Genomic DNA, 20,455 nt, shown 5'->3' with positions numbered 1-20,455 from the left:
ACATTTAAAAGAGCGCAGTTTACTTACGTTTACCAATTGGATTAAAATTTATACTTCTTAATCCTGTTGAATATCCGAGCTGATCTGATGATCTTTCATATACCACTCCGTGGCATCCTTTAAAAGCGATTGCATTCCGCTAACCACGCTGTGGGGATCAGTAATGAACCCATCTTGCAACTGCACGCTATAAAAAAGTTGTTCTACAGCGCGAGTAAGATATTCTGCCTTTGGGTCCTTTTTAAATATCGCCAACAGGTTCAAAATCAATGGATGCGTGCCGTTGATCTCCAAAATCTTTTTCAGCGGCGGTGTATCCTTTTGGATCACGTGAAGGATTTTCTGCATTTGGCTGGACATACCAGTATCTTTGGAGACCAACACGGCAGGACTATCGATCAGCCGTTCTGATAGTCGCGCTTCCTCGATTCGATCACCCAGGATATTCTTAATCCGTGTGCAGAGCTTTTCCAGATCTCGTCGCGATTTTTTCTTGAGTTCCTCTTTGGTTTGATCTTCAGGCGCTGCTTCTGCTTTGATCTCTTCCAGCGCTTTTAAATCCGCCTGATCCGCCGATACCAGGCGTTTCTCTTTGTACTGCCCCATCCCGGAAAAAACGAATTCATCGATCGGATCGTAAAGATACAAGACCTCGATATTTTTCTTTCTAAAAATTTCCAAATGTGGATCTCTGGCAATTGTTTCCCGGTTGGCACCCGAAATATAATAGATCTCCTTCTGCCCCTCTTTCATCCGACCGATATAATCGTCTAATGAGCAGAGCTCTTTTTCATCAGAGTGAACAGAAGAATTGAAGCGAAATAGCTCAGCGATCTTCTCGCGATTGGGATAATCCAAATACCCCTCTTTGAGGATTCTGCCGAATTCGTTCCAGAACTCGCGGTATTTGTCCGCTTCATTGTTAGCCATTTCAGATAGATGCCCCAAGATGCGCTTGATGAGCAAATTTCGGATCTTGATGACTGTGGTGTTCTCCTGAAGCGTCTCTCGGGAAATGTTTAACGGTAAATCCTCCGTATCTACCACCCCTTTGACAAAACGGAGATATTGCGGCAGCAAGTCCTTATTATCGGTCTGGATCAAGATCCGTTTGACGAATAGGTTGACTCCATGTTCCCTGGGGCTGAACCCCATGATCTCGTAGTTGGTCTTGGGGAAAAATAGCAATGCACTCAACTGAATGGGTGCATCGGCCGAAAAATGGAGCCAGCTTAATGGGTCTTCATTGGTGTTGGCGAAAAATTTATAGAACTCCTGATATTGCTCATCTTTGATGGCGGTCTTTGGCTCGCGCCAAATGGCGGAAATTTTATTGATCTGCTCGCCATCCAACTTAATGGGGAACGGCACAAAATTAGAGTATTTTTTGATCACATTTTGAATCCGATATTTGTCAGCGAACTCGACCGCATCATCGCGGAGGTGGACCACCACCCGAGTTCCTCGGGGCGCCGAAGCGATCGGCTCAATGGTATAGCTCCCAGTCCCATCGCTGCTCCAGCGACAAGCCTCAGCGTCTTTCAAATAGGATCGGGTGATGATTTCTACATTTTCGGCCACCATGTACACAGAATAAAAACCGACGCCAAATTGCCCGATCAATGTTGGCCCCGCTTGTTCATTTTCCGCCACGCGCTTCAAAAATTCTGCTGATCCAGAATGAGCGATTGTACCAATATTCTTGATCAGCTCTTCCCGTGTCATCCCAATCCCAGTGTCGATGATTGTAAATGTCTTTTTATCTTTATCCAGCTCGATACGAATCTCAAATTCCAGCTCTGGTTGATACAATTCAGTCCCTCGAATGCTCTCGAACCTCACTTTATCTAATGCGTCGGCCGCATTAGAGACCAATTCGCGCACAAATACCTCTCGATTCGTGTAAAGCGATCGAGCCAGAATATCCAATAACTGTTTAATCTCGGCCTTGAATTTGTACGTCCTCACACCACTCTGCGGTTCATCCGACATAATTCACACCTCCTCAATTTCGATTACTCAACCGCGTCGATTTCATTCGTTCACTCGCTCAACTCTGCGTTCATTTAGATGCGAATGACAGTCAAAAGTTGTAGCGTTCAGTTTGTTTGGCAAACTTCAATTTTCAGCTCAATAATAGGCATAAAAAGGGGCGTTTTGCCTCCATTTTCGCCCAAGCCAAGCTTGATGAATCCGCTAAGCCAAAGGCTGATCTGAAGGTCATAACAATAATGATTTCGAGCTAAAAAATCAAGAAAAATTATTTAAACGTGCGCGGGTGCGGCGCAGGTATCGTGTTATTCTCTCGCTCGCACCATAACAATTTTGAGGATCAATAGAGTTGAAAAAGAAGGGCTGCGCTTTTATTGCATTGGCAGGTAAAATTTAGCTGACTGAAGAAACATTTCATTTCGATCCATCCACCAAGTGGCAGGTTGGAATGGCAGGTTATGCTTCAGGCAGCTAAATTCTTACAAATTTCTGCGGCTGTTCCAATTCTGTGGTCCAAATCAACAACCAGCGAAGTTCAATCAGTCATGTTTTCAAAAGCAAATCCAACCCCAGAAGTGAGATAACCAGAGAAGCAGTGAATGAAATTTCAGTGGCTGTTCCAACTCTGTGGTCCAAATTAGCAACCAGCGAAGTTCAACCAGTCATGTTTTCAAAAGCAAATCCAACCCCGGAAGTGAGATAACCAGAGAAGCAAAAAATGAAATTTCCGCGGTTGTTCCAATTCTGTGGTCCAAATTAGCAAGCAGCGAAGTTCAACCGGCTCTGTTTACCTCATCCGAAAACCCAGTAATTGGCTAGTAACCCCATCATTCACCAAAAAAATTAACTGCCTTTTCGAAATCTCTTAAATAAGTATCCTTGTCCTCGCCATGCGAACTTTGTAATCGTTTCTTTTTATAATCGACCACAAACGTCGAATGAATGCCATAGATGCGATTGAAAACCACCACGTATTCATGGCCGTCATCGTCGATCATTTTGATTTCTGCCAGATCGTCATCATAATGAGCGGTGAAGCTGCGATCGCATCGTGGATTGGGGCATCGGAATTCGACTTTAGCTCCCTCTTTGAGTCTCACATGCGGATCAACGATGCAACCGTATTTCCCAATAGCCCCTGGCAAGTAGAAATTGGCAGAGCATTCAAATGTTTCGCTAATCAGTACCCCTTTCATTTTCACCACCGTCCCATCCAGATGGGACAGCTTCTCGTTGCAATACGGACAATAGAATTGTTTCATTTTCTTCCTCCCAGAAGTTGTTCATGTCAGCTATGGCCGCCTCCCATTCGTTTCAATCAGCTCGATTCATTTGATAAGGGTGAATTGAATGGCGCTTTCGGCGAACTGCTGGTTATGCAGATCATTAACTCGAATTTTCAACTCGACCACTCCGCGAGATAGATTGCTGAGATCGAACGAAAGATACTCAAAAGCGCTGTCGCTCTCCCCCTCGCGGCGCACCTGGGTAGAAATCTGATTGCCTGGTCGGCTATATAACATCCGAGCGATCCCACCGAAGGTCCGATCCCAGAAGCTCCGTTCTGGCTGGATGGTGGTCAACGTATAACTTACTTCATAATCGCTCCGATGGCGCTCATCCAGGGAAAGGTTGTAGATTTCGAAATACAAATGGATCGGTCGAGATCTCATTACCCGTGTAAATGGATAGGGCAAAATCGATAGATTGTTTTTGACAATCGACCGATTGGCACGATGGGTCGATTCGACAATATTCAGAGAGAGCTGAATATCGCTGATCATCAGTTTGTTACCGGTGAAACTTTTCACATAAAGGCTGCTCTTTTGCACGCCTTTCGCCGAATGATCACTGGTGCTGATGACTGCGGCAAGATGATAAGGGCCAGGCTGCAATTGAACGTTGTTTTGGAGCAAAAAGTGTCGCGCGGCCAAGCTATTCAAGTCCTTTACGGTCATTGAATAACGCTCGGAGATTCGGTGCGCTGAATTGAAATTGGTATCGAGCACCTCGATAAAAAAGTCGATATAGTACGAGTATCCTGAATCCGATTGGTTGTATTTCAGCCCTTGCATCGGAAATCCGGTATACAACTCGATCCGGGTCTTGGCGCTATCGCCGCGGAACTGCGCCCATCGGGTGACAAACGGGAAATGATCTGCATGAAAATCGTGGATGTATACTTCGCCTGGGTGTTTTTTCACGGCAGCAGCTCGATTATTGCGAAGCTGATTCAGCCGATCCCAGGAAAACCCCACAGTGAGCTCACTATAGGCTGCACTCATATGGCTGCGTTGCTGATAAAGCTGGGAAGCAACGGCCAGCCGACTGTTGAAATCATAGCCAGGCAAAGCTGCCTCTGAAAGATCGTCCACCAAACGGTAATAGCCAGACTCGGAGACGAAATCGAACACCAGCCCCTTCTCAATGCTTTCGTAGCTCCATGATTCATTGTCTTTTGCTGGCAGGGAACCGACTTGGGAATTGTAGCGATCATCGGGCGGACCATATTTGATATAAATCTTGCCTCGATCATCATAATATGGAGGGGCAGTAAAATGGAAATTGTCCCGAGCGAACATCACCCGGCGAAAATGCTCCATCAACCGCTCGTTCTCCGGTGTACTCGGATCTGGATCATGCTGCTTCCAGAATTTTTTCATCAGTACTTTTTTCTGAGCGGAATTGGCCGCTTCGAATTGATTCAGCTCAAATGGCGATAAGATGACTTTTAGTTCATCAAATAATTCATCGAGCAGCACAGCATCTTCGAGCTGATCGAGCCCTTGAAAAAAGCTCTCAGTTGCTGAACGGTACTCGCCCAACCCATAAAACACCTCGGCAAGCCGAATTTGTGCGCGACCGTAATCGACCGAGTTGGGCTTAATTCGATGATAAGTCTGACGTGCCAGAGACAATTTGCCCATCTTCTGATAGCAATATCCCAATTGAAAAATCACGTCCCGAAAAAAGGGCGGCTGGGAAGCTAATCTCGCAAAAATCTGTTCCGCCTCCTGCAAGCTGTTCGGATCACCTCGAGCCAGATAGATCCTTCCCAGAAAATATTGAGCAGGGTGATAAGCTGGATCGATCGCCAATGCTTGCTTGAAGAATTTGATCGCACGCGATTTATGATCCTGTTTGATCAGCTCTTTGAGTTTTTCAAACGGAATGATTTTACTCGGCTCGCGTTGTAAATGCACGCGCCCTAACCCAGTGAGTGCAGCTACAGACATCGAATCTAATTGTAGCGCCCGCTGGAATGCTTGCTCAGCATCATCCAATTGCTCGCGCTCAAGCAGCAACTCGCCCAATCGTAACTGCCAGGCCAGATTGGTCTCCTCCTGCTTCAGCAATCGTTTCAAAATCAGCACCGAATCGCCTGGCATTGCAATTGATGTATCGGACCGAACGTCAATAACGACCTGCCCGGCCGAATTCGTCCACCACAGCAAACCCATCAACCCCATGCATGTCAAAATTCGAAACCTCATTGTTCCTCGGGAATAAAAATGATCCCGGTCGTGTCGGCTTGCTGCTTCAATTCTTGTGGGATCCGTGGATCTTGCAAAGCTTGATCGAATAAAGAACTATCTGGCATTATTGGTTCTGGGATCGGCGGCTGAGAACCTCTCAAGTAGACGGGCGTATCTATTAAGTTGTCATATTCCTCATCGGTCAACAGCTTAGCATTGCGCATGAGTTTCAGGACCCGCAGTTGCCGTCTTTTTACCGCTGGCCAATTTTTGAATGGGTTGAGGACAATCGGATTTGGAAGCATACCAGCAAGGATAGTCGCCTCCGCCATATTGATCTGCGAAGCCGGTTTATCGAAATAAAAATAGGAAGCCGCTTCCGCCCCATAAATATTATCTCCCCATTCAACGATGTTCAGATAATACTCGAAGATCTTCTGCTTGGTCCAGATCCTTTCGATCCGTTTCGCCAAGATAATCTCTTTCAACTTCCGAATCAAGGTCTTCTTCTTGGTTAAAAACGCATTTCGCGCCACCTGCATCGTGATGGTACTGGCACCGCGAGCATACCGTTTCTTCTTCAAATTCTCCTGAAACGCTTTCTTGAGCTCCGTCAAATTGATCCCCGAATGCTCAAAAAATGTATCATCCTCACTGATGAGCACAGCGGTCCTCAGTTCAGTGGAAATCTGCCGCAGCGGAACATACTTTCTTACTGGGGCAAAAGCCCGTTTGCTCCAATCGAATTGGCTGAGACGAGAGACCGTTGACTCCGGTCTAAAGTTTTCGATCTCGGATCTGCTGGGCAAACTCTCGATTAGCCATCCAATTCCCATAAACATCACCAGCAGAGCCAGCCCCATCCATTTAATGATATTGTGTTTCCGAGTAGCCATGATGATAGGTCAGAAAATCAAGAACTAAAAAATGAAGCCCATCTCAAAATCTGAATCATTAGCCATCCAGAGACCTTAAAATACATCTGCTGGTGCTGCGGATCATTTTTGAAATAGGCGCTGAATTTCAGGATTGGACTATTTCGATTTTGACACGATTGAAATCCATAAGCAATATACATATTTGCCGATAAAATTTCAAGCCAAAAATTTTCCTATGTTGGACCATAAAGTTGGAAGACCATTCATTTATTTGGTGGTGGCAGCAGTTTTCAAAATGTCTATGATGTCGAATATTCGAGCGACATATACGGCTTTCAGCTCTAATTTAGAATTCCCCTCCCCTTTCAGCTCCTTTTCAAGACATTCGAGGAATTTATATAGCCTGCGTTGGTGGATACCAAGTTTGGCTTGAATTGGGTCAGTGACAATGCCAGCAAAAGAGGTCACTAAGGACATAGCGGCCATGATGGCCCCGGTGGTCGCTGCCACTAATCCAAATGAGGCAGACACAGGAAACAGGCTATACCAAAGCGATCCGAGCGTAGGACCCAAAATAAAATTAGAAACCGCGATATGATGGGCGATTGCAGTGGCGAGAGCGCTGCCCGTCGCCATGGCGCCCGGGGTCATCTGTTTAAACATCGCCGCCCCGATCGAAAGCGTGATGATTGTCCCCGCCAAATCTGCTGCGGCGGTTCGGCTGGTCGCGTATTCCATCAGATTTTGTTCCAGCCGTTGACGAAAACCAGCATGCTGCGCCCTCTCAGCGATTGCAACCAGATACTCGGCCATCAATTGTGCCGATTCAGGTTGCTGGAGGATCGCCTCAAGAAGCGCATCCTTGGTTGACCTTCGCTCACCTTGCTGATATGGCAGCTCAAGCAGTTCAGTGTAAATCAGCCATTTCACTTCCTTTTGCACATTGGTCTCAAATCCTGGTGGCAATTGCTCGATCCACCGCTGCAGTCTATTTTTCCCAGCCTTGTTCATTATGGTTGCGCCAGCTCGCAAAATTGAGTATGGCACGGACCAGGAGATATTCAGTGGTCCCTTGTACAAATCGCTTCCAATAACTTTCTTATGGAGCCTCAGCGCCCCGCGCAACGAAAAATGCTTATTAACGAATTTAGGGACCTTTTCGCGACGCGATTGGATATACTGGTCGATAGCTCGATCAATCGCTCTACTGATCAATTCGTGATTATTCCCACTGGTTTTTAGATCTTTCAGATTCATGACGACAACACTTGAGACTGATGAAAAGCAAGAAAGTTAGTAGCCTGAAGTTGGGTTCGGCTCTAACCAGCTTTGCAATTCTGCGCATTTATTCATTCTTGGCTCAGCTATGGCCGAATTTTGAATTTGATAGAATGGAGCTTGCCCTCACGCATGATTTTGAAAGCAACTTTATCTCCCCAATTTTTGAAACTCAAATATTGTTTCATTTGGGCCATATTTTCAAACGATTGGCCGTCAATGCCGAGAATCATGTCGCCGATTTGAAAGCCATGTCGCTGAGCGAGTGTCTCTGGCAACACGCGCCTAACCCGGAAGCCACCATTCGCCTTTTCGTCCACACTGAATCCGAAATACGGGTATTTCTCTTGCTTCTCCTGTGGCAGCCCCCAAAGAAAATCAGCCAGGCTGCGGATCACGATTCTATATGGCGTCTCATCCGCCGAAACGCCGTGCATCATCGCCATGGCAGTTATCGTTGGAGTTTTGGTCTTGGCTGTATCCCGCTGCACAGTTTTTTCATTGAGTTTGATGCTCTTCTTCACCTGCATCATGACCGATTGCTTTACCGTATCTGGAACATCGACACCGATAACCGAACAAAATGGTAGCTCACTCCGCTTCTGAATGATTTTTCCGATACCGAGATTATAGGCCACATGCCCACTGCCCACTAAAATCAACACAATGGATTCAGGATGTTGTTGGGCGATTTCTATCGCCCCAGTCCCCATAGCTGCATCCCAGAGGCATTGGGAGATATAAAGCTTTCGGAATTGAGATGGCGCAAAAGCATCCATTCCTTCCATGGCAACTTTGAAATAAAACTGATGCTCCACATCGGTAGTATCGATCTCTGGCACCCGGCCTCGCTCCGCTGGAGCAAGGGATTCGATGCCCGATCGGCCGATCTTGGACACTAAGCTTTGTTCAATATTAACACCGTACATGGGAATTTGCTTTTCCCTGGCATAATCAAAAATCGGTTTATAATAGCGATAATTATGCCCCCAGGTATTAAAATAATCCGATTGCTCCAGAAACTCTTGCTCAGAAATTTGTCCCAGGCGGTAACGCTCCAATGCGGCATTTTGGGCTGGAGTGAACATCTCCAGCGCCAGCCGCACTGATACGCCAGCTTCCACCAGGCCGCGAATCACCTTAAGTTGCATCCCATGATGTTGCTCATTCGTATGCGTCTCACCCAACATGACGATCCGGTAAGTTTGCAATTTCTGAATGAGTTCCGCTACCGAAATTGACTGCCCCGCTTCGCTATCGAATACGGAGTTAAGCTTGACCGCACAAAAATCATACTTGGTGCGAGAATTGCCAATCGGAAGTCGTTCAGTATTGAAATCATCGTTTTGCCCCATCGCTAAGGCAGTGCTCAGCATGAGCACTAGAGAGAACAATAATGGTTTCAGCATATTTGTCTCCATCTTTTGGAAAAATTTTTAGTGTAAACATACAAAATGAAAATATAAAATGCAAGCTGTTTATCTCAGTTGTGAGACTTGTTTGTTTGGCTAAACTTTGATTTAATTTCATCATGACCGAATGAGTTATTTAAAACCTTTTCGCCGCTGATTTCATATTTTAAAAACTTATTGGCAATCATACATCGTTAGCTGGATTTGGATTCTTTAAAACCTCTGTCTAATGAAGTTTTTAGATGATCTCACGATTTGAACCGATAATTTCCTTGATTTTTACCGAAATTTTCGGTAAAATAACTGCAATTTTGAATGCATTTTTCATTGAACCGATAATTTGATCGGAAAGATCTTTTCTGTTCAATTGAAGCCAATTTTGTTCTAAGATTTGGTTGGCGAAGATAAATTTGGAGTAGCAATGATTCAGCATGTTATTTTTGATCTGGGGCGGGTATTAGTTGAAGTTGATCTGAAACCATTTTCCGCTGAATTCTGCCGCGAATTCCACATTGATCCAGCAGCCTTGAGCGAAGATCGAGGCAATGGCGCTTATCTTGAATTTCAATTGGGAAAAATCACTGGGGAGGACTTTCATCATTTGACCTGCTCACATTATGGCCGATTTGTGCCATTACCGCGCTTCAAAGAGATCTGGGTGAGCATGTTGGGTGGCCCAGTGGCCGGCACTTCGGAATTGGTCGATCAACTAGGCAATCGGGGATTGATTTTATCCTTGTTGTCCAATACTGATCAATGGCATTTCGAATATTGCCAGCAAAAAGTTCCAGCACTAAAGAGGTTCGATCGGATATTTTTGTCTTATGAAATGCACATGAAAAAACCCGATGCTGAAATATTTTTGGCTGTAGCGGAACAATTAAATGCAGAACCTCGACAATGCTTATTTATCGATGATCTGAAGGATAATATTGAAGCGGCACAGCGATTGGGATTTCAAACAATTCAGTTTCAAGATGCTGAGACGCTGAAACAAGGGTTGCAGCAATTGCGCCTAATATGATAGTTCGATTCGCCGGAAAAAGAGTGAACAAATAATAATCAGCTCAAGAGCGGCTATTACTTCCTGTGGGTCGCAGGGAGACGATTCGTGCTTGCTTTTTTGGGGTGATATTAGGTTCTTGCGGTTTCGGCTCTACCGTCTCTGGTTCGTTTGGCAAAGCAACTCGGGGAGCGACAACCTTCTCGATTCTGATAGGAGTCCCTCCCATCGTAAAGTCAGCGCCGCGGATCTGGTCATCGTCTAATATCCAGGTAGTGACCATTAAGGGAATCTGGAGGATCAGCAGCCGAACGCGCCACCAGCCCTTCTTGATATCAGGGCTAATATCTTCGATGCGGGCAAAGAATGTTGGATTGTTTTCAATATAAACTAAAACGACATCGGTCTTAGAAATTGTCTCGTGAGCTTTTTGAGTCATTTTATTGTTTCTCCGATTTTTTGATAATTTACAAATTACTGACTAAAGAGTCAAGATTTATTTTCTGGAGAACTGATCATGCCAAAAAAAGTGGTTAAATGGGCAGGGCTAATTTCCTTGCTCTTGATCGTTTTGTCCTCATCGCTTTCATTTTCCCAGTTTGAGCCTGAAACCCAACCAGTACCCAGAAAACCAGATGAGGGTTCATCGATTAGCAGCGGATCCTGGTTACAAGAAGTTCCTCCCGAGTATTGGTTTAGTATTACCGCATTGAAAACGGTTTCTATCATTATCGTCTTGTTGGCCTTTATTCTCGGCTTTGTTAGCTATTTCATCGGGATGGGAGCTGGTGCAAGGATCAACAAAAGAGAGATTCGCAATTCGATTCTGCCAGCATTGATTATTTCAATCTTTGCACGACCAATCCCCATCTTGGTGCATAAATATTTGGGGCTTGGTTTTAGCTATATCATGCCCGAAAGCTATGCTTATGGTCTCGCTGGCTTCATCGTTTATATTTTTTGGATGCTCTACATCATCGCTATCCCAGTGTTCTTGTACGAATCGTTTGTAGTCACAGCAAAAGAAGCGCATCCAGCTCAATTTTGATGGTCAGTTCAAAATTTTTTTCTGGCAATTGAATATTCTTTTTTGTATATTCGAAGGTTTTAGTTTCGCACTAGCGAAGCGGTAATATCTCTGACAAATATTTATTGCAATTCACGTTTTTTCTCTATGAATGGTTAAATGTAGGAGTAATGAAACATGGGAAGTAAGATTCAGGAGTATTTGGGAGCAGAAGCAAGCTATTTATTGGATTACGAGTGCAAAGGGATTAAGAAAGAATCATTGCATTTGCCAGGCCCTGATTTTGTAGACCGAGTTTTTATTGAGAGCGATCGACCGGTGGCGGTGCTGAGGAACTTGCAATTGATTTTCAACACGGGTCGTCTGGCAAAAACTGGATATTTGTCTATCCTGCCAGTAGACCAGGGGATTGAACATTCAGCGGGGGCCTCATTTGCGCCGAACCCAATTTACTTTGATCCGGAAAATATCGTCAAATTAGCGATAGAAGGTGGCTGCAATGCTGTGGCATCGACATTGGGCGTTTTGGGCGCCGTAGCAAGAAAATACGCCCATAAGATTCCTTTTATTGTCAAAATCAATCATAATGAATTCATTAGTTATCCCAATAGCTACGACCAGATTCTGTTCGCGGACGTGAAACAAGCGTTCGACTTGGGTGCAGTGGCGATCGGGGCAACTATCTATTTTGGTTCTGAAGAATCGAAGCGTCAAATTCAGGAGATCAGCGAGGCGTTCCAATATGCCCATGAGTTAGGAATGGTCACGGTGCTGTGGTGCTATCTTCGGAACTCGGCTTTCAAGACGAAAGAAAAAGATTATCATGTGGCAGCAGACCTTACTGGTCAAGCCAATCATCTTGGTGTCACCATTGAAGCGGATATTGTGAAACAAAAACTTCCCGAGACCAATGGTGGCTACACGGCTCTCAATTTCGGCAAGACCCACAAATTGGTGTACGAGCAACTTACCTCTGATCATCCCATTGATCTCACCCGTTATCAGGTGGCCAATTGCTACATGGGACGAGTTGGTTTGATCAACTCGGGCGGGCCTTCTGGCAAAAACGATTTCGCCGAAGCGGCGAGAACCGCTGTTATCAATAAGCGCGCTGGGGGTATGGGACTGATCTCTGGCCGCAAGGCGTTCCAACGGCCCATGAGCGAAGGGATCAAACTGCTGAACGTCATCCAGGATGTTTATCTTGATAAAGAGATCACCATTGCTTGAGCCTGCAAAACCTCCAATGAACCTGAATCCTGAACATCTAATTCGGAAATCATCTGGCTCGAAGAACACGGATGGTCGATGGACCATCCGTGTTTCTCTCATCTCATTGGTTTCGCTGGCGCTTTCATTGAATCATTATCTCTACCTGCCTGATAAAACCATTGAAATTCTTGAAACAATTTTGTATATTAATGACTTCAATTCCGATAGATCCGCCAGACATATCCGGGATGTTTTTGATTGAATCGAAGCGATGGGATTAAAGCCAGCATCATTTCATCTTTTGAATGATGCCATAGTGAACAAACATGCGATGTTGAGCGTTTTGTAGATATGCCCCAGCACACCAATGCCCGGTCATCGCGACCAGAAAACGATAAGGATAAAAGCAATCAAATTGCTAATGAGTTGATTGTGCAAAATTGTGAAAGCAAATTCAAATGTCATCCCTTCGTAAGCAAGCTTCTCCCATTTGAATCGACCCGCATTTTGGCTAATGCGGAGATTCCTGCCTGCGCAGCGATGACAATGTTTATAAGTTTGACTTTTGCAACAGATTAATGAGGAGGAAAATAGATGGATGTCAAATTAGACAGCCTCATCGAGAAAATCCGAAAAGAGGGGATCGAGCAAGCGCAGCAGCAAGCGGATGAGATCATCAAGGAAGCCAAGCAAAAGGCCGCGGCCATTGTGGAACAGGCAAAAAAGGAAGCTGAAAAAATTGTGGCTGACGGCAAAAAACAAGTGGAACAGTATCGAGAGACAGCGGAGATCGATCTGAAACAATCGGCGCGAAATTTTGAATTATTATTGAAAGAAAAGATCAACGCGCTGTTCGATCGGGTGTTCAAACGACAGGTAGCCGCTGCACTGACGCCTCATTTCATGAGGGACATGATCCTAAAACTTATTGAAGCTTGGGCGAAAAATGGGACAGTCGAGGTGGCGGTCAGCGAACAAGATAAATCTCAGCTCGAGGCAGTGCTATTTGATGGGATCAAAGATGAACTGAAACAATCCATCTATCTCCGGGTGAGTAGCGATGTGTCCAATGGCTTCAGAATTGGACTGAAGGATAACCAGGTCTATTACGATTTTTCCGATGAATCCATCGCAGAGGTTTTGAAATCACTAATCAATCCCAAATTGAAAGCAATTCTGGAACAATAGCATGGATAAGTATTATTTTTTGGTCGCCGAATTGCCAACGTTGTTTTTTGGCAGGGAGCCCGGGATATCGATCGAAAAGTTTCTGGAAGAAGCTGAGAACTGGATGGACCGGCGGGATTATCAAGTGCTGCTTCGTGTAGCTTTAAACGATTGGGATACCAGCCAGCCGCTCAATCCAGTATATGACATGTTCCGACAGTATGAACAGAAGTTGCGCAGCGATATTGCGTTGTGGCGCGAAGCGCAGAAACGGGATCAGGAGTATAAACCAGTTAGCTTTCCTGTGGCGTTGATCAAAGAAGGCAACCCATTGGAAGTAGAGATCCGCTTGCTGGAACTGCGATGGCGATTTATCGACGAAATAGAGCGAGAGCATCACTTCGATCTCGGCTTTCTAATTATATACTATTTGAAGCTGCAGATTTTGCGGCGTTATTTCACTTTTAATAAAGAACGAGGCTTGGAAAAATTTCAGAAGCTGTGCGAGGTTAATATATGAGCTTAACGACAGGTAAAATTATTGGCGTCAGCGGTAATATGGTCAAAGTGGCGGTGACTGGCAACATCATGCAGAACGAGGTAGCTTATATCATCAAAGGTAAAGAGCGGCTGAAAAGCGAGATCGTCCGGATCGGCGATGGTGTAGCTTATTTGCAGGTGTTCGAGAGCACCAAAGGGCTATTGATTGGCGACACCGTGGAATTCAGTGGCAAACTGCTCTCTGTGCAGTTGGGGCCGGGATTGCTGACGCAAATTTACGATGGTTTACAGAATCCACTACCCGATATTGCCAAACAGTATGGATTTTTTCTCCCTCGGGGTGTGGAATTGAAGCCGCTGGATGAGGAAAAATTGTGGGACTTTACGCCAGCGGTGAAGCCTGGTGATACTGTGGCCGCTGGATATGCGGTGGGACATGTGCCAGAGGGGATTTTCCAGCACGCGATCATGATTCCTTTCAATTTCCAGGGAGAGTTTCTGGTTGAGGAGATCAAACCAGCAGGCCCGTACAAAATTACAGATACGGTCTGTCGCGTAAAGGATAGTCATGGCCGAAGTCACGACATCACCATGACGTTCAGTTGGCCGGTCAAAATTCCCATTCAGGCTTATCGAGAGAAATTGGTGCCCACCGAGCCGCTGGTGACCCAAGCGCGAATCATCGATACCTTTTTCCCTGTTGCTAAAGGTGGCACGTTTTGTATTCCAGGACCGTTTGGCGCAGGTAAGACAGTGTTACAGCACATCCTGAGTCGTCATGCCCAAGCTGATATTATCGTTGTGGCTGCCTGCGGTGAGCGTGCTGGTGAAGTGGTCGAACTATTGCGGGAATTTCCAAAGCTTCAAGACCCGCGGACTGGCAAGACCTTGATGGACCGGACCATTATCATTTGCAACACCAGTTCCATGCCGGTAGCGGCGCGCGAGGCATCGGTTTATACTGCGGTGACGCTGGCTGAATATTACCGACAGATGGGTTTGGATGTTCTGCTGTTGGCCGATTCCACTTCGCGCTGGGCTCAGGCCATGCGCGAACTTTCTGGTCGGCTCGAGGAAATTCCTGGTGAAGAGGCGTTCCCTGCCTATCTCGAATCCCGCATCGCCGAGTTCTACGAGCGAGCTGGTCTGGTTCAGCTCTATAATGGCAAGACTGGCAGCCTCACGATCGGCGGGACCGTCAGCCCGGCAGGCGGCAACTTCGAAGAGCCGGTCACCCAATCAACCCTGAAAGTGGTCAGCGCGTTTCTGGGTCTCTCACGCGATCGTGCCAACGCGCGGCGTTTCCCCTCGATTCATCCATTAGAAAGCTGGTCAAAATATCAAAGTTTTATCAGTAAAAAAATGGTCGAAGAAGCTCGAGCCATTCTGAGAAAGGGCAATGAAGTCAACCAGATGATGATGGTCGTTGGGGAAGAAGGGACCTCGATCGAGGATTTTGAGATCTATTTGAAGTCTGAATTTTTGGATAGCGTTTATTTGCAGCAAAATGCGTTTGATCCAGTGGATGCTGCCACGAGCCGGGAGCGTCAGAAGCACGTTTTCCAATTGGTCAAACGAGTGTTGGATACCGATTTTCGGCTAGAAACGAAGGAGACCGCTCGAGCATTATTTTATCGATTGCGTCAATTATTTATCGACTGGAACTATATAGATATGAAAGCCCCCGAGTTCAAGACCCAGGAAGAGGAGATCAAAAAATTAATTGAGGAGTACTCGGAAAATGAGAAAGGTGTATAATAAGATCCTGAATATCGTCGGCAATGTGATCACAGTGAGAGCGACGGATGTAGCTTATGAGGAGCTGGCGGAAATCACCACCCAACGCGGAAAATCATTAGCCCAGGTAATCAAGCTGGATGGGGACTTGGTTTCGTTGCAGGTTTTCGCTGGTAGCCGGGGAATTTCAGTGAATGACGAGGTGCGCTTTTTGGGCCATCCTATGATGGTAACATTTTCCGATGATATGTTGGGACGGATTTTCGATGGCGCAGGAAATCCACGGGATAAAGGTCCGCTTTTGACCGAAAACCTCATTCCGGTGGCTGGTCCACCAGTCAATCCAGCGAAACGGATCATCCCGAACCGCATGATCCGAACCAACATCCCGATGATCGATGTATTCAACTCGCTGGTCGTCTCTCAAAAATTGCCGATCTTCTCAATTTCTGGAGAGCCGTATAACGAACTGCTGGCCAGAGTGGCGCTTCAGGCTCAAGTTGATATGATCATCCTCGGCGGCATCGGTTTGAAATACGACGAATATATGAAATTCAAAATCACGCTCGAAGAGGGCGGGGCGTTGTCGCGCTCCATCTTTTTCATCAACACAGCTTCCGATCCCATCGTGGAAAGCCTGATGGTGCCCGATCTGGCTTTAGCCGTGGCTGAAAAATTCGCCCTAAAAGGCAAGGATGTTCTGGTGCTATTGACCGACATGACCAACTTCTCAGATGCACTCAAAGAAATCGCTATTACCATGGAACAAGTACCATCTAATCGTGGCTACCCTGGGGATCTTTACAGTCAATTGGCCGCCCGATATGAGAAGGCCGTGGATTTTGAGGAAGCAGGTTCCATCACGATCCTGGCCGTGACGACGATGCCTGGCGACGATGTCACCCATCCCATTCCCGATAACACCGGCTACATCACTGAAGGTCAGTTCTACCTGCACCACGGTTACATCGATCCGTTCGGTTCCTTGAGCCGACTGAAACAAAATGTCAACGACGAGAAGCACAGCCGCAAGGACCATCGGGCCATCATGGATAACATGATCCAGCTTTATGCCCAATATGTGGAAACCGAAGAGAAACGCTCCATGGGTTTCCGCATGAGTGCTTGGGATCAGAAGCTGCTTAAATATGGCGCCTTGTTCCGTTCACAAATGATGGATCTGTCTGTGAATATACCGCTCGAAGAGGCATTAGATCGCGGTTGGCAGATCTTAGCCCAATGTTTTAAGCCCGAAGAAACCCGAATGCGGACAGAATTGATCAGAGAGTTTTGGCCGAATGGGGCAAAGTAAATTGCCTTGGGACTGATTGATACTTAGAAAATTGGGCGAACCGAAAATAAGACCATTTGGATGGTACGATTCACTCGAATCACAATTTTAATGCTCGGTGTCTGAATATTAGATCACTATGGCGAAAATCAAGTACACGAAAAACGAACTCAAGAAACAAAAGGACAATCTCAAACGATTCACCCGCTATTTGCCAACCTTGGAATTGAAGAAGCAGCAATTGCTGGTCGAGATCCGGCAGATCCAAAACCGGCTTGAAAAATTGACCGAAGAGCTGGATCGCGTCACTGCGGAAGTGACCAAATGGGTGGATGTGTTCGCTGAGGACGTCGATCTGCATGAGTTTCTCCAGGTAATGGAGGTTACCACCGATACCGAAAATATTGCTGGCATCGACATTCCCACATTCGTTGAGGTTGTTTTTCTGGACAAAGAGTATGATCTTTATACAACCCCTCTATGGATCGATCGTGCGATTGCGGTGGTCAAAGATCAAATCCGACGACAGGCAGAATTGAAAATCACTCAGCGACAAGAGGAAATTCTGCGGGAGGAATTGCGGATAACCATACAGCGGATCAAGTTGTTTGAAGAAGTGAAGATACCAGAAGCGAGAGAAAATATCCGGGTGATCCAAATTTTCCTGGGAGATCAGATGACCGCGGAAGTGGTTCGTGGCAAAATTGCCAAAGCCAAAATCGAGAAAAAGAAGCGAGAGGTGAGCGCCGTATGATCGTCCCGATGAAAAAAGTGACGCTTCTGACCAGTCAGCAACACCGCGATGAAACATTGATTCGATTGCGCAAGCTGGGAGTGCTGCATATTCAGGACGTCAAACCCCCGATCTCAGAAGATATTCAATCGCTAGAAAATAAATTGGACAATGTGGAGCGGGCGCTGCAAATAATTCCTGCTAACGGTTCGACAGATCAGCCTATGACCTTGGACCAGGCTTCTGAGATCGTTGAGCGGGCGCTTTCGTTGTATCGGCAGAAAGAAAATTTGCAGCACGAGCTGTCGGAACTAAATGACATTAACGCCTGGTACCATCGCTGGGGGATGATCTCTTATCAATCAGTCCAGCAATTGAAAGAAAAAGGCATTTTCATCCGCCTCTATATTACTGATAAGAGCTTTTTGAAACGTTTACCAGCAGACAAATTGCTTTACATCGAAGAAGTTGATGGACAACTCCATCTCGCGTTATTCGGCCAGAGCCCAGATGACAAATTGGATTTAAAAGAAGAGCCGATCCCGATGGCTGAGCCCGATCGGGTGAAAGCGAAGATCGCCTCGCTCCAAGAAGACATCGACCAAATCGAGCATCAGTTGCGGCAACTGTCTGGAGCACGAGCCGCTCTGCAGGCGTATCGACAAGATCTCACCAAGCGACTGGAACTGAACCGCGTCAAACATGGCATGGGTGAAGACGCTGGAATCGCTTATTTGCAGGGCTTCTGCCCTGTCGATGTTGTCGGGGATATCCAAAAAACTGCCGAGAAAGAAGGCTGGGGCTATATCATCGCCGATCCAGATGACCCGACCGAAGTGCCAACAATTATCCGGAACCCAAAATGGATCCGAATTATCGAGCCACTGTTCAAATTCATGGGGACACTGCCAGGGTATCATGAACAAGATGTCAGCCTGGTGTTTTTGGCGTTCTTCAGTGTATTTTATGCCCTCATTGTCGGTGATGCGGGTTACGGATTGATGTTCCTGATTGCAACGTTCTTATTCGATCGCAAGACCAAATCTACTTCGCGGGAATTCTTTTATTTGATGTATTTGGTTAGCTTCGTAACGATCATTTGGGGGGCGGTAACTGGAACCTGGTTCGGCTCGGAAAAAATTGCTCAATTGCCCTTTTTGAAAATCTTTGTGATCGAACCGATCAACAGTTTCAACCCCAATTCCACCAGTTTGATCATGCAGTTGACGTTCACTATCGGTGCGATCCATTTGAGTATCGGTCATTTGCTCAGCGCGGCCAAGAAGAGCAATTCAATCACAGCTTTGGCCGACATCGGATGGGTTCTGGTGTTATGGGCTGTTTATTTCATCGCCAATAACATCGTTTTAGGACGGGAACTGTCAAAGGCCACGCTGCCATTATTGATTTCCGGCGCTTCAATCATATTGCTGTTCGCCAATTTCCAGAAAAATTTCATCAAAGGGATATTGATCACCCTGGGAAACTTGCCGCTCAGCATCATCAGTTCGTTTTCTGACATCGTTTCGTACATCCGATTGTTCGCCGTCGGGCTAGCGACGGTGATTGTCGCGACCAGTTTCAATGAAATGGCCATTGGTTCAGGGATCAATTCGGTCCTGAGTGGCATCATCGCGGCGATCATTCTATTCCTTGGACACGCGATCAATCTGATCCTCTGCGGCATGTCGATCCTCGTGCATGGCGTGCGACTGAATATGTTAGAATTTTCGGGGCATGTCGGGGTGCAATGGACTGGGAAGCCCTATCGCCCGTTTAAAGAATGACATGGCGGTTCACCATAATCTACGCAAAATTGAATCTCGCTGGCTGTCGGCCATGGTCCCGCATCAAGTTCCTATGGACGTGAAAATTGGTCTCAGGCTCTGACAATCAGAAAATTTTAGATAGCCAAATGATGCAGGAGAAATTATTGCTAAACTAGGTTTGTTTTGCTTTTGATCGTTTCGGCAATCGGGAAACAATTCACTAGTTTGATTTATAAATCGAAACGGGTATATCATCGCTTTATATAATATCACTCAACTCAAAAAACAAAAATAAATCGTGGATTGGAAAGGAGCAATAACATGATACCTGGATTTGGGGATATGAGTCTTTCATTAGCGATATCGGCAATTGGATCTGGATTAGGAACAGGAATCGCAGGGATGGCGGCCATCGGTGCCTGGAAGAGGGCATTCATGCAGAACAAAGCGGCGCCGTTCATTCTCGTTGCCTTTGCCGGTGCGCCACTTACTCAGACTATTTATGGGATGATCCTGCGCAACGCCATTCGGGGCGCCAATCTACCACCAGAAAGCTATTTACACCAGATCATTCTCGGAGCATTCGCTGGTCTTGCGATCGGTATTTCAGCGATAATGCAGGGCAAGGCCGCTGCTAAGGGCGCTGACGCGCTCGCAGAGACGGGCAAAGGATTCGGCAATTATTTGATGGTTGTGGGAATTATTGAGACCGTTGCGCTGTTTGTGATGGTTTTCACCATGACAGCAATACCGAGGATGTAACGAAATATAAATAATCGCCCTATTTTACATCGCTTCATGCCTTGACGCATCAATCGAGGGTTTTTAAAATTGATTCAGACCAAATATGGCTGGTTTATTTTGAATCTTTCAATTCGTTAAGCCATATTTTATTGATGCATATTTGAACTCGGCAACATCTTCTTGGGTATCGAAAGCTCCTGCGAACTCATTGAACTTTGGGTTCATGGGAGCTTTT

17 protein-coding genes are annotated in these 20,455 nt (G+C 46.0%); 10 read left to right on the top strand and 7 right to left on the bottom strand.

Features of this window, described 5'->3' with window-relative positions; genetic code table 11:
* Positions 1–57: 57 nt before the first annotated feature.
* From htpG to ONB37_14255, 6 genes are all read right to left on the bottom strand, one after another.
* On the bottom strand, positions 58–1,992 hold the full coding sequence (htpG, locus tag ONB37_14280) for a molecular chaperone HtpG (protein ID MDZ7401326.1): 1,935 nt from the start codon (positions 1,990–1,992) through the stop codon (positions 58–60).
* Positions 1,993–2,819: 827 nt separating this feature from the next.
* A complete protein-coding gene (locus ONB37_14275; protein MDZ7401325.1) occupies positions 2,820–3,254 on the bottom strand; it encodes a hypothetical protein in 435 nt (144 codons plus the stop codon).
* Positions 3,255–3,320: 66 nt separating this feature from the next.
* A complete protein-coding gene (locus ONB37_14270) occupies positions 3,321–5,486 on the bottom strand; it encodes a GWxTD domain-containing protein (GenBank protein ID MDZ7401324.1) in 2,166 nt (721 codons plus the stop codon).
* Positions 5,483–6,364: a transglycosylase domain-containing protein gene (locus ONB37_14265; GenBank protein MDZ7401323.1), complete on the bottom strand. Its 882-nt coding sequence runs from the start codon at positions 6,362–6,364 to the stop codon at positions 5,483–5,485. The genes ONB37_14270 and ONB37_14265 overlap by 4 nt, the downstream gene beginning before the upstream one ends.
* 249 nt (positions 6,365–6,613) lie before the next feature.
* Entirely contained in the window at positions 6,614–7,603 is a 990-nt protein-coding gene (locus ONB37_14260; protein ID MDZ7401322.1) for a hypothetical protein, read from the bottom strand.
* Positions 7,604–7,710: 107 nt separating this feature from the next.
* Positions 7,711–9,033, bottom strand: a complete 1,323-nt coding sequence (locus ONB37_14255) for a ChaN family lipoprotein (protein ID MDZ7401321.1) — start codon at positions 9,031–9,033, stop codon at positions 7,711–7,713.
* A 424-nt stretch (positions 9,034–9,457) separates the two neighbouring features.
* Between ONB37_14255 and ONB37_14250 the strand changes: the two genes are divergently transcribed.
* On the top strand, positions 9,458–10,060 hold the full coding sequence (locus ONB37_14250) for an HAD family phosphatase (protein ID MDZ7401320.1): 603 nt from the start codon (positions 9,458–9,460) through the stop codon (positions 10,058–10,060).
* 43 nt (positions 10,061–10,103) lie between these two features.
* Here ONB37_14250 and ONB37_14245 read toward each other — a convergent pair whose 3' ends face one another.
* Positions 10,104–10,478, bottom strand: a complete 375-nt coding sequence (locus ONB37_14245) for a hypothetical protein (GenBank protein ID MDZ7401319.1) — start codon at positions 10,476–10,478, stop codon at positions 10,104–10,106.
* A gap of 78 nt (positions 10,479–10,556) precedes the next feature.
* Here ONB37_14245 and ONB37_14240 point away from each other — a divergent pair, with 78 nt between their 5' ends.
* From ONB37_14240 to ONB37_14200, 9 genes are all read left to right on the top strand, one after another.
* On the top strand, positions 10,557–11,087 hold the full coding sequence (locus ONB37_14240) for a hypothetical protein (GenBank protein ID MDZ7401318.1): 531 nt from the start codon (positions 10,557–10,559) through the stop codon (positions 11,085–11,087).
* Positions 11,088–11,243: 156 nt separating this feature from the next.
* Positions 11,244–12,296: a class I fructose-bisphosphate aldolase gene (locus tag ONB37_14235; protein MDZ7401317.1), complete on the top strand. Its 1,053-nt coding sequence runs from the start codon at positions 11,244–11,246 to the stop codon at positions 12,294–12,296.
* Between the two features lie 576 nt (positions 12,297–12,872).
* Positions 12,873–13,466: a DivIVA domain-containing protein gene (locus ONB37_14230; protein MDZ7401316.1), complete on the top strand. Its 594-nt coding sequence runs from the start codon at positions 12,873–12,875 to the stop codon at positions 13,464–13,466.
* 1 nt (position 13,467) lies between these two features.
* Positions 13,468–13,965: a DUF2764 domain-containing protein gene (locus ONB37_14225; GenBank protein MDZ7401315.1), complete on the top strand. Its 498-nt coding sequence runs from the start codon at positions 13,468–13,470 to the stop codon at positions 13,963–13,965.
* Complete coding sequence (locus tag ONB37_14220; protein MDZ7401314.1) at positions 13,962–15,704, top strand: V-type ATP synthase subunit A; 1,743 nt, start codon at positions 13,962–13,964, stop codon at positions 15,702–15,704. Before ONB37_14225 ends, ONB37_14220 begins: the two co-directional genes overlap by 4 nt.
* Positions 15,688–16,995: a V-type ATP synthase subunit B gene (locus ONB37_14215; GenBank protein MDZ7401313.1), complete on the top strand. Its 1,308-nt coding sequence runs from the start codon at positions 15,688–15,690 to the stop codon at positions 16,993–16,995. The genes ONB37_14220 and ONB37_14215 overlap by 17 nt, the downstream gene beginning before the upstream one ends.
* Before the next feature lie 118 nt (positions 16,996–17,113).
* Positions 17,114–17,728 (top strand): V-type ATP synthase subunit D, encoded by a 615-nt coding sequence (locus ONB37_14210; protein MDZ7401312.1) that lies wholly within the window; start codon positions 17,114–17,116, stop codon positions 17,726–17,728.
* A complete protein-coding gene (locus ONB37_14205; protein ID MDZ7401311.1) occupies positions 17,725–19,494 on the top strand; it encodes a hypothetical protein in 1,770 nt (589 codons plus the stop codon). The genes ONB37_14210 and ONB37_14205 overlap by 4 nt, the downstream gene beginning before the upstream one ends.
* 303 nt (positions 19,495–19,797) lie before the next feature.
* A complete protein-coding gene (locus tag ONB37_14200; protein MDZ7401310.1) occupies positions 19,798–20,238 on the top strand; it encodes a V-type ATP synthase subunit K in 441 nt (146 codons plus the stop codon).
* Positions 20,239–20,455 lie beyond the last annotated feature (217 nt).

This window comes from candidate division KSB1 bacterium (assembly GCA_034506395.1).
GTDB lineage: Bacteria > Zhuqueibacterota > Zhuqueibacteria > Thermofontimicrobiales > Thermofontimicrobiaceae > Thermofontimicrobium.
The sequence above is the reverse complement of the archived record's forward strand: the minus strand, read 5'-3'. Positions and strand labels throughout refer to the sequence as shown.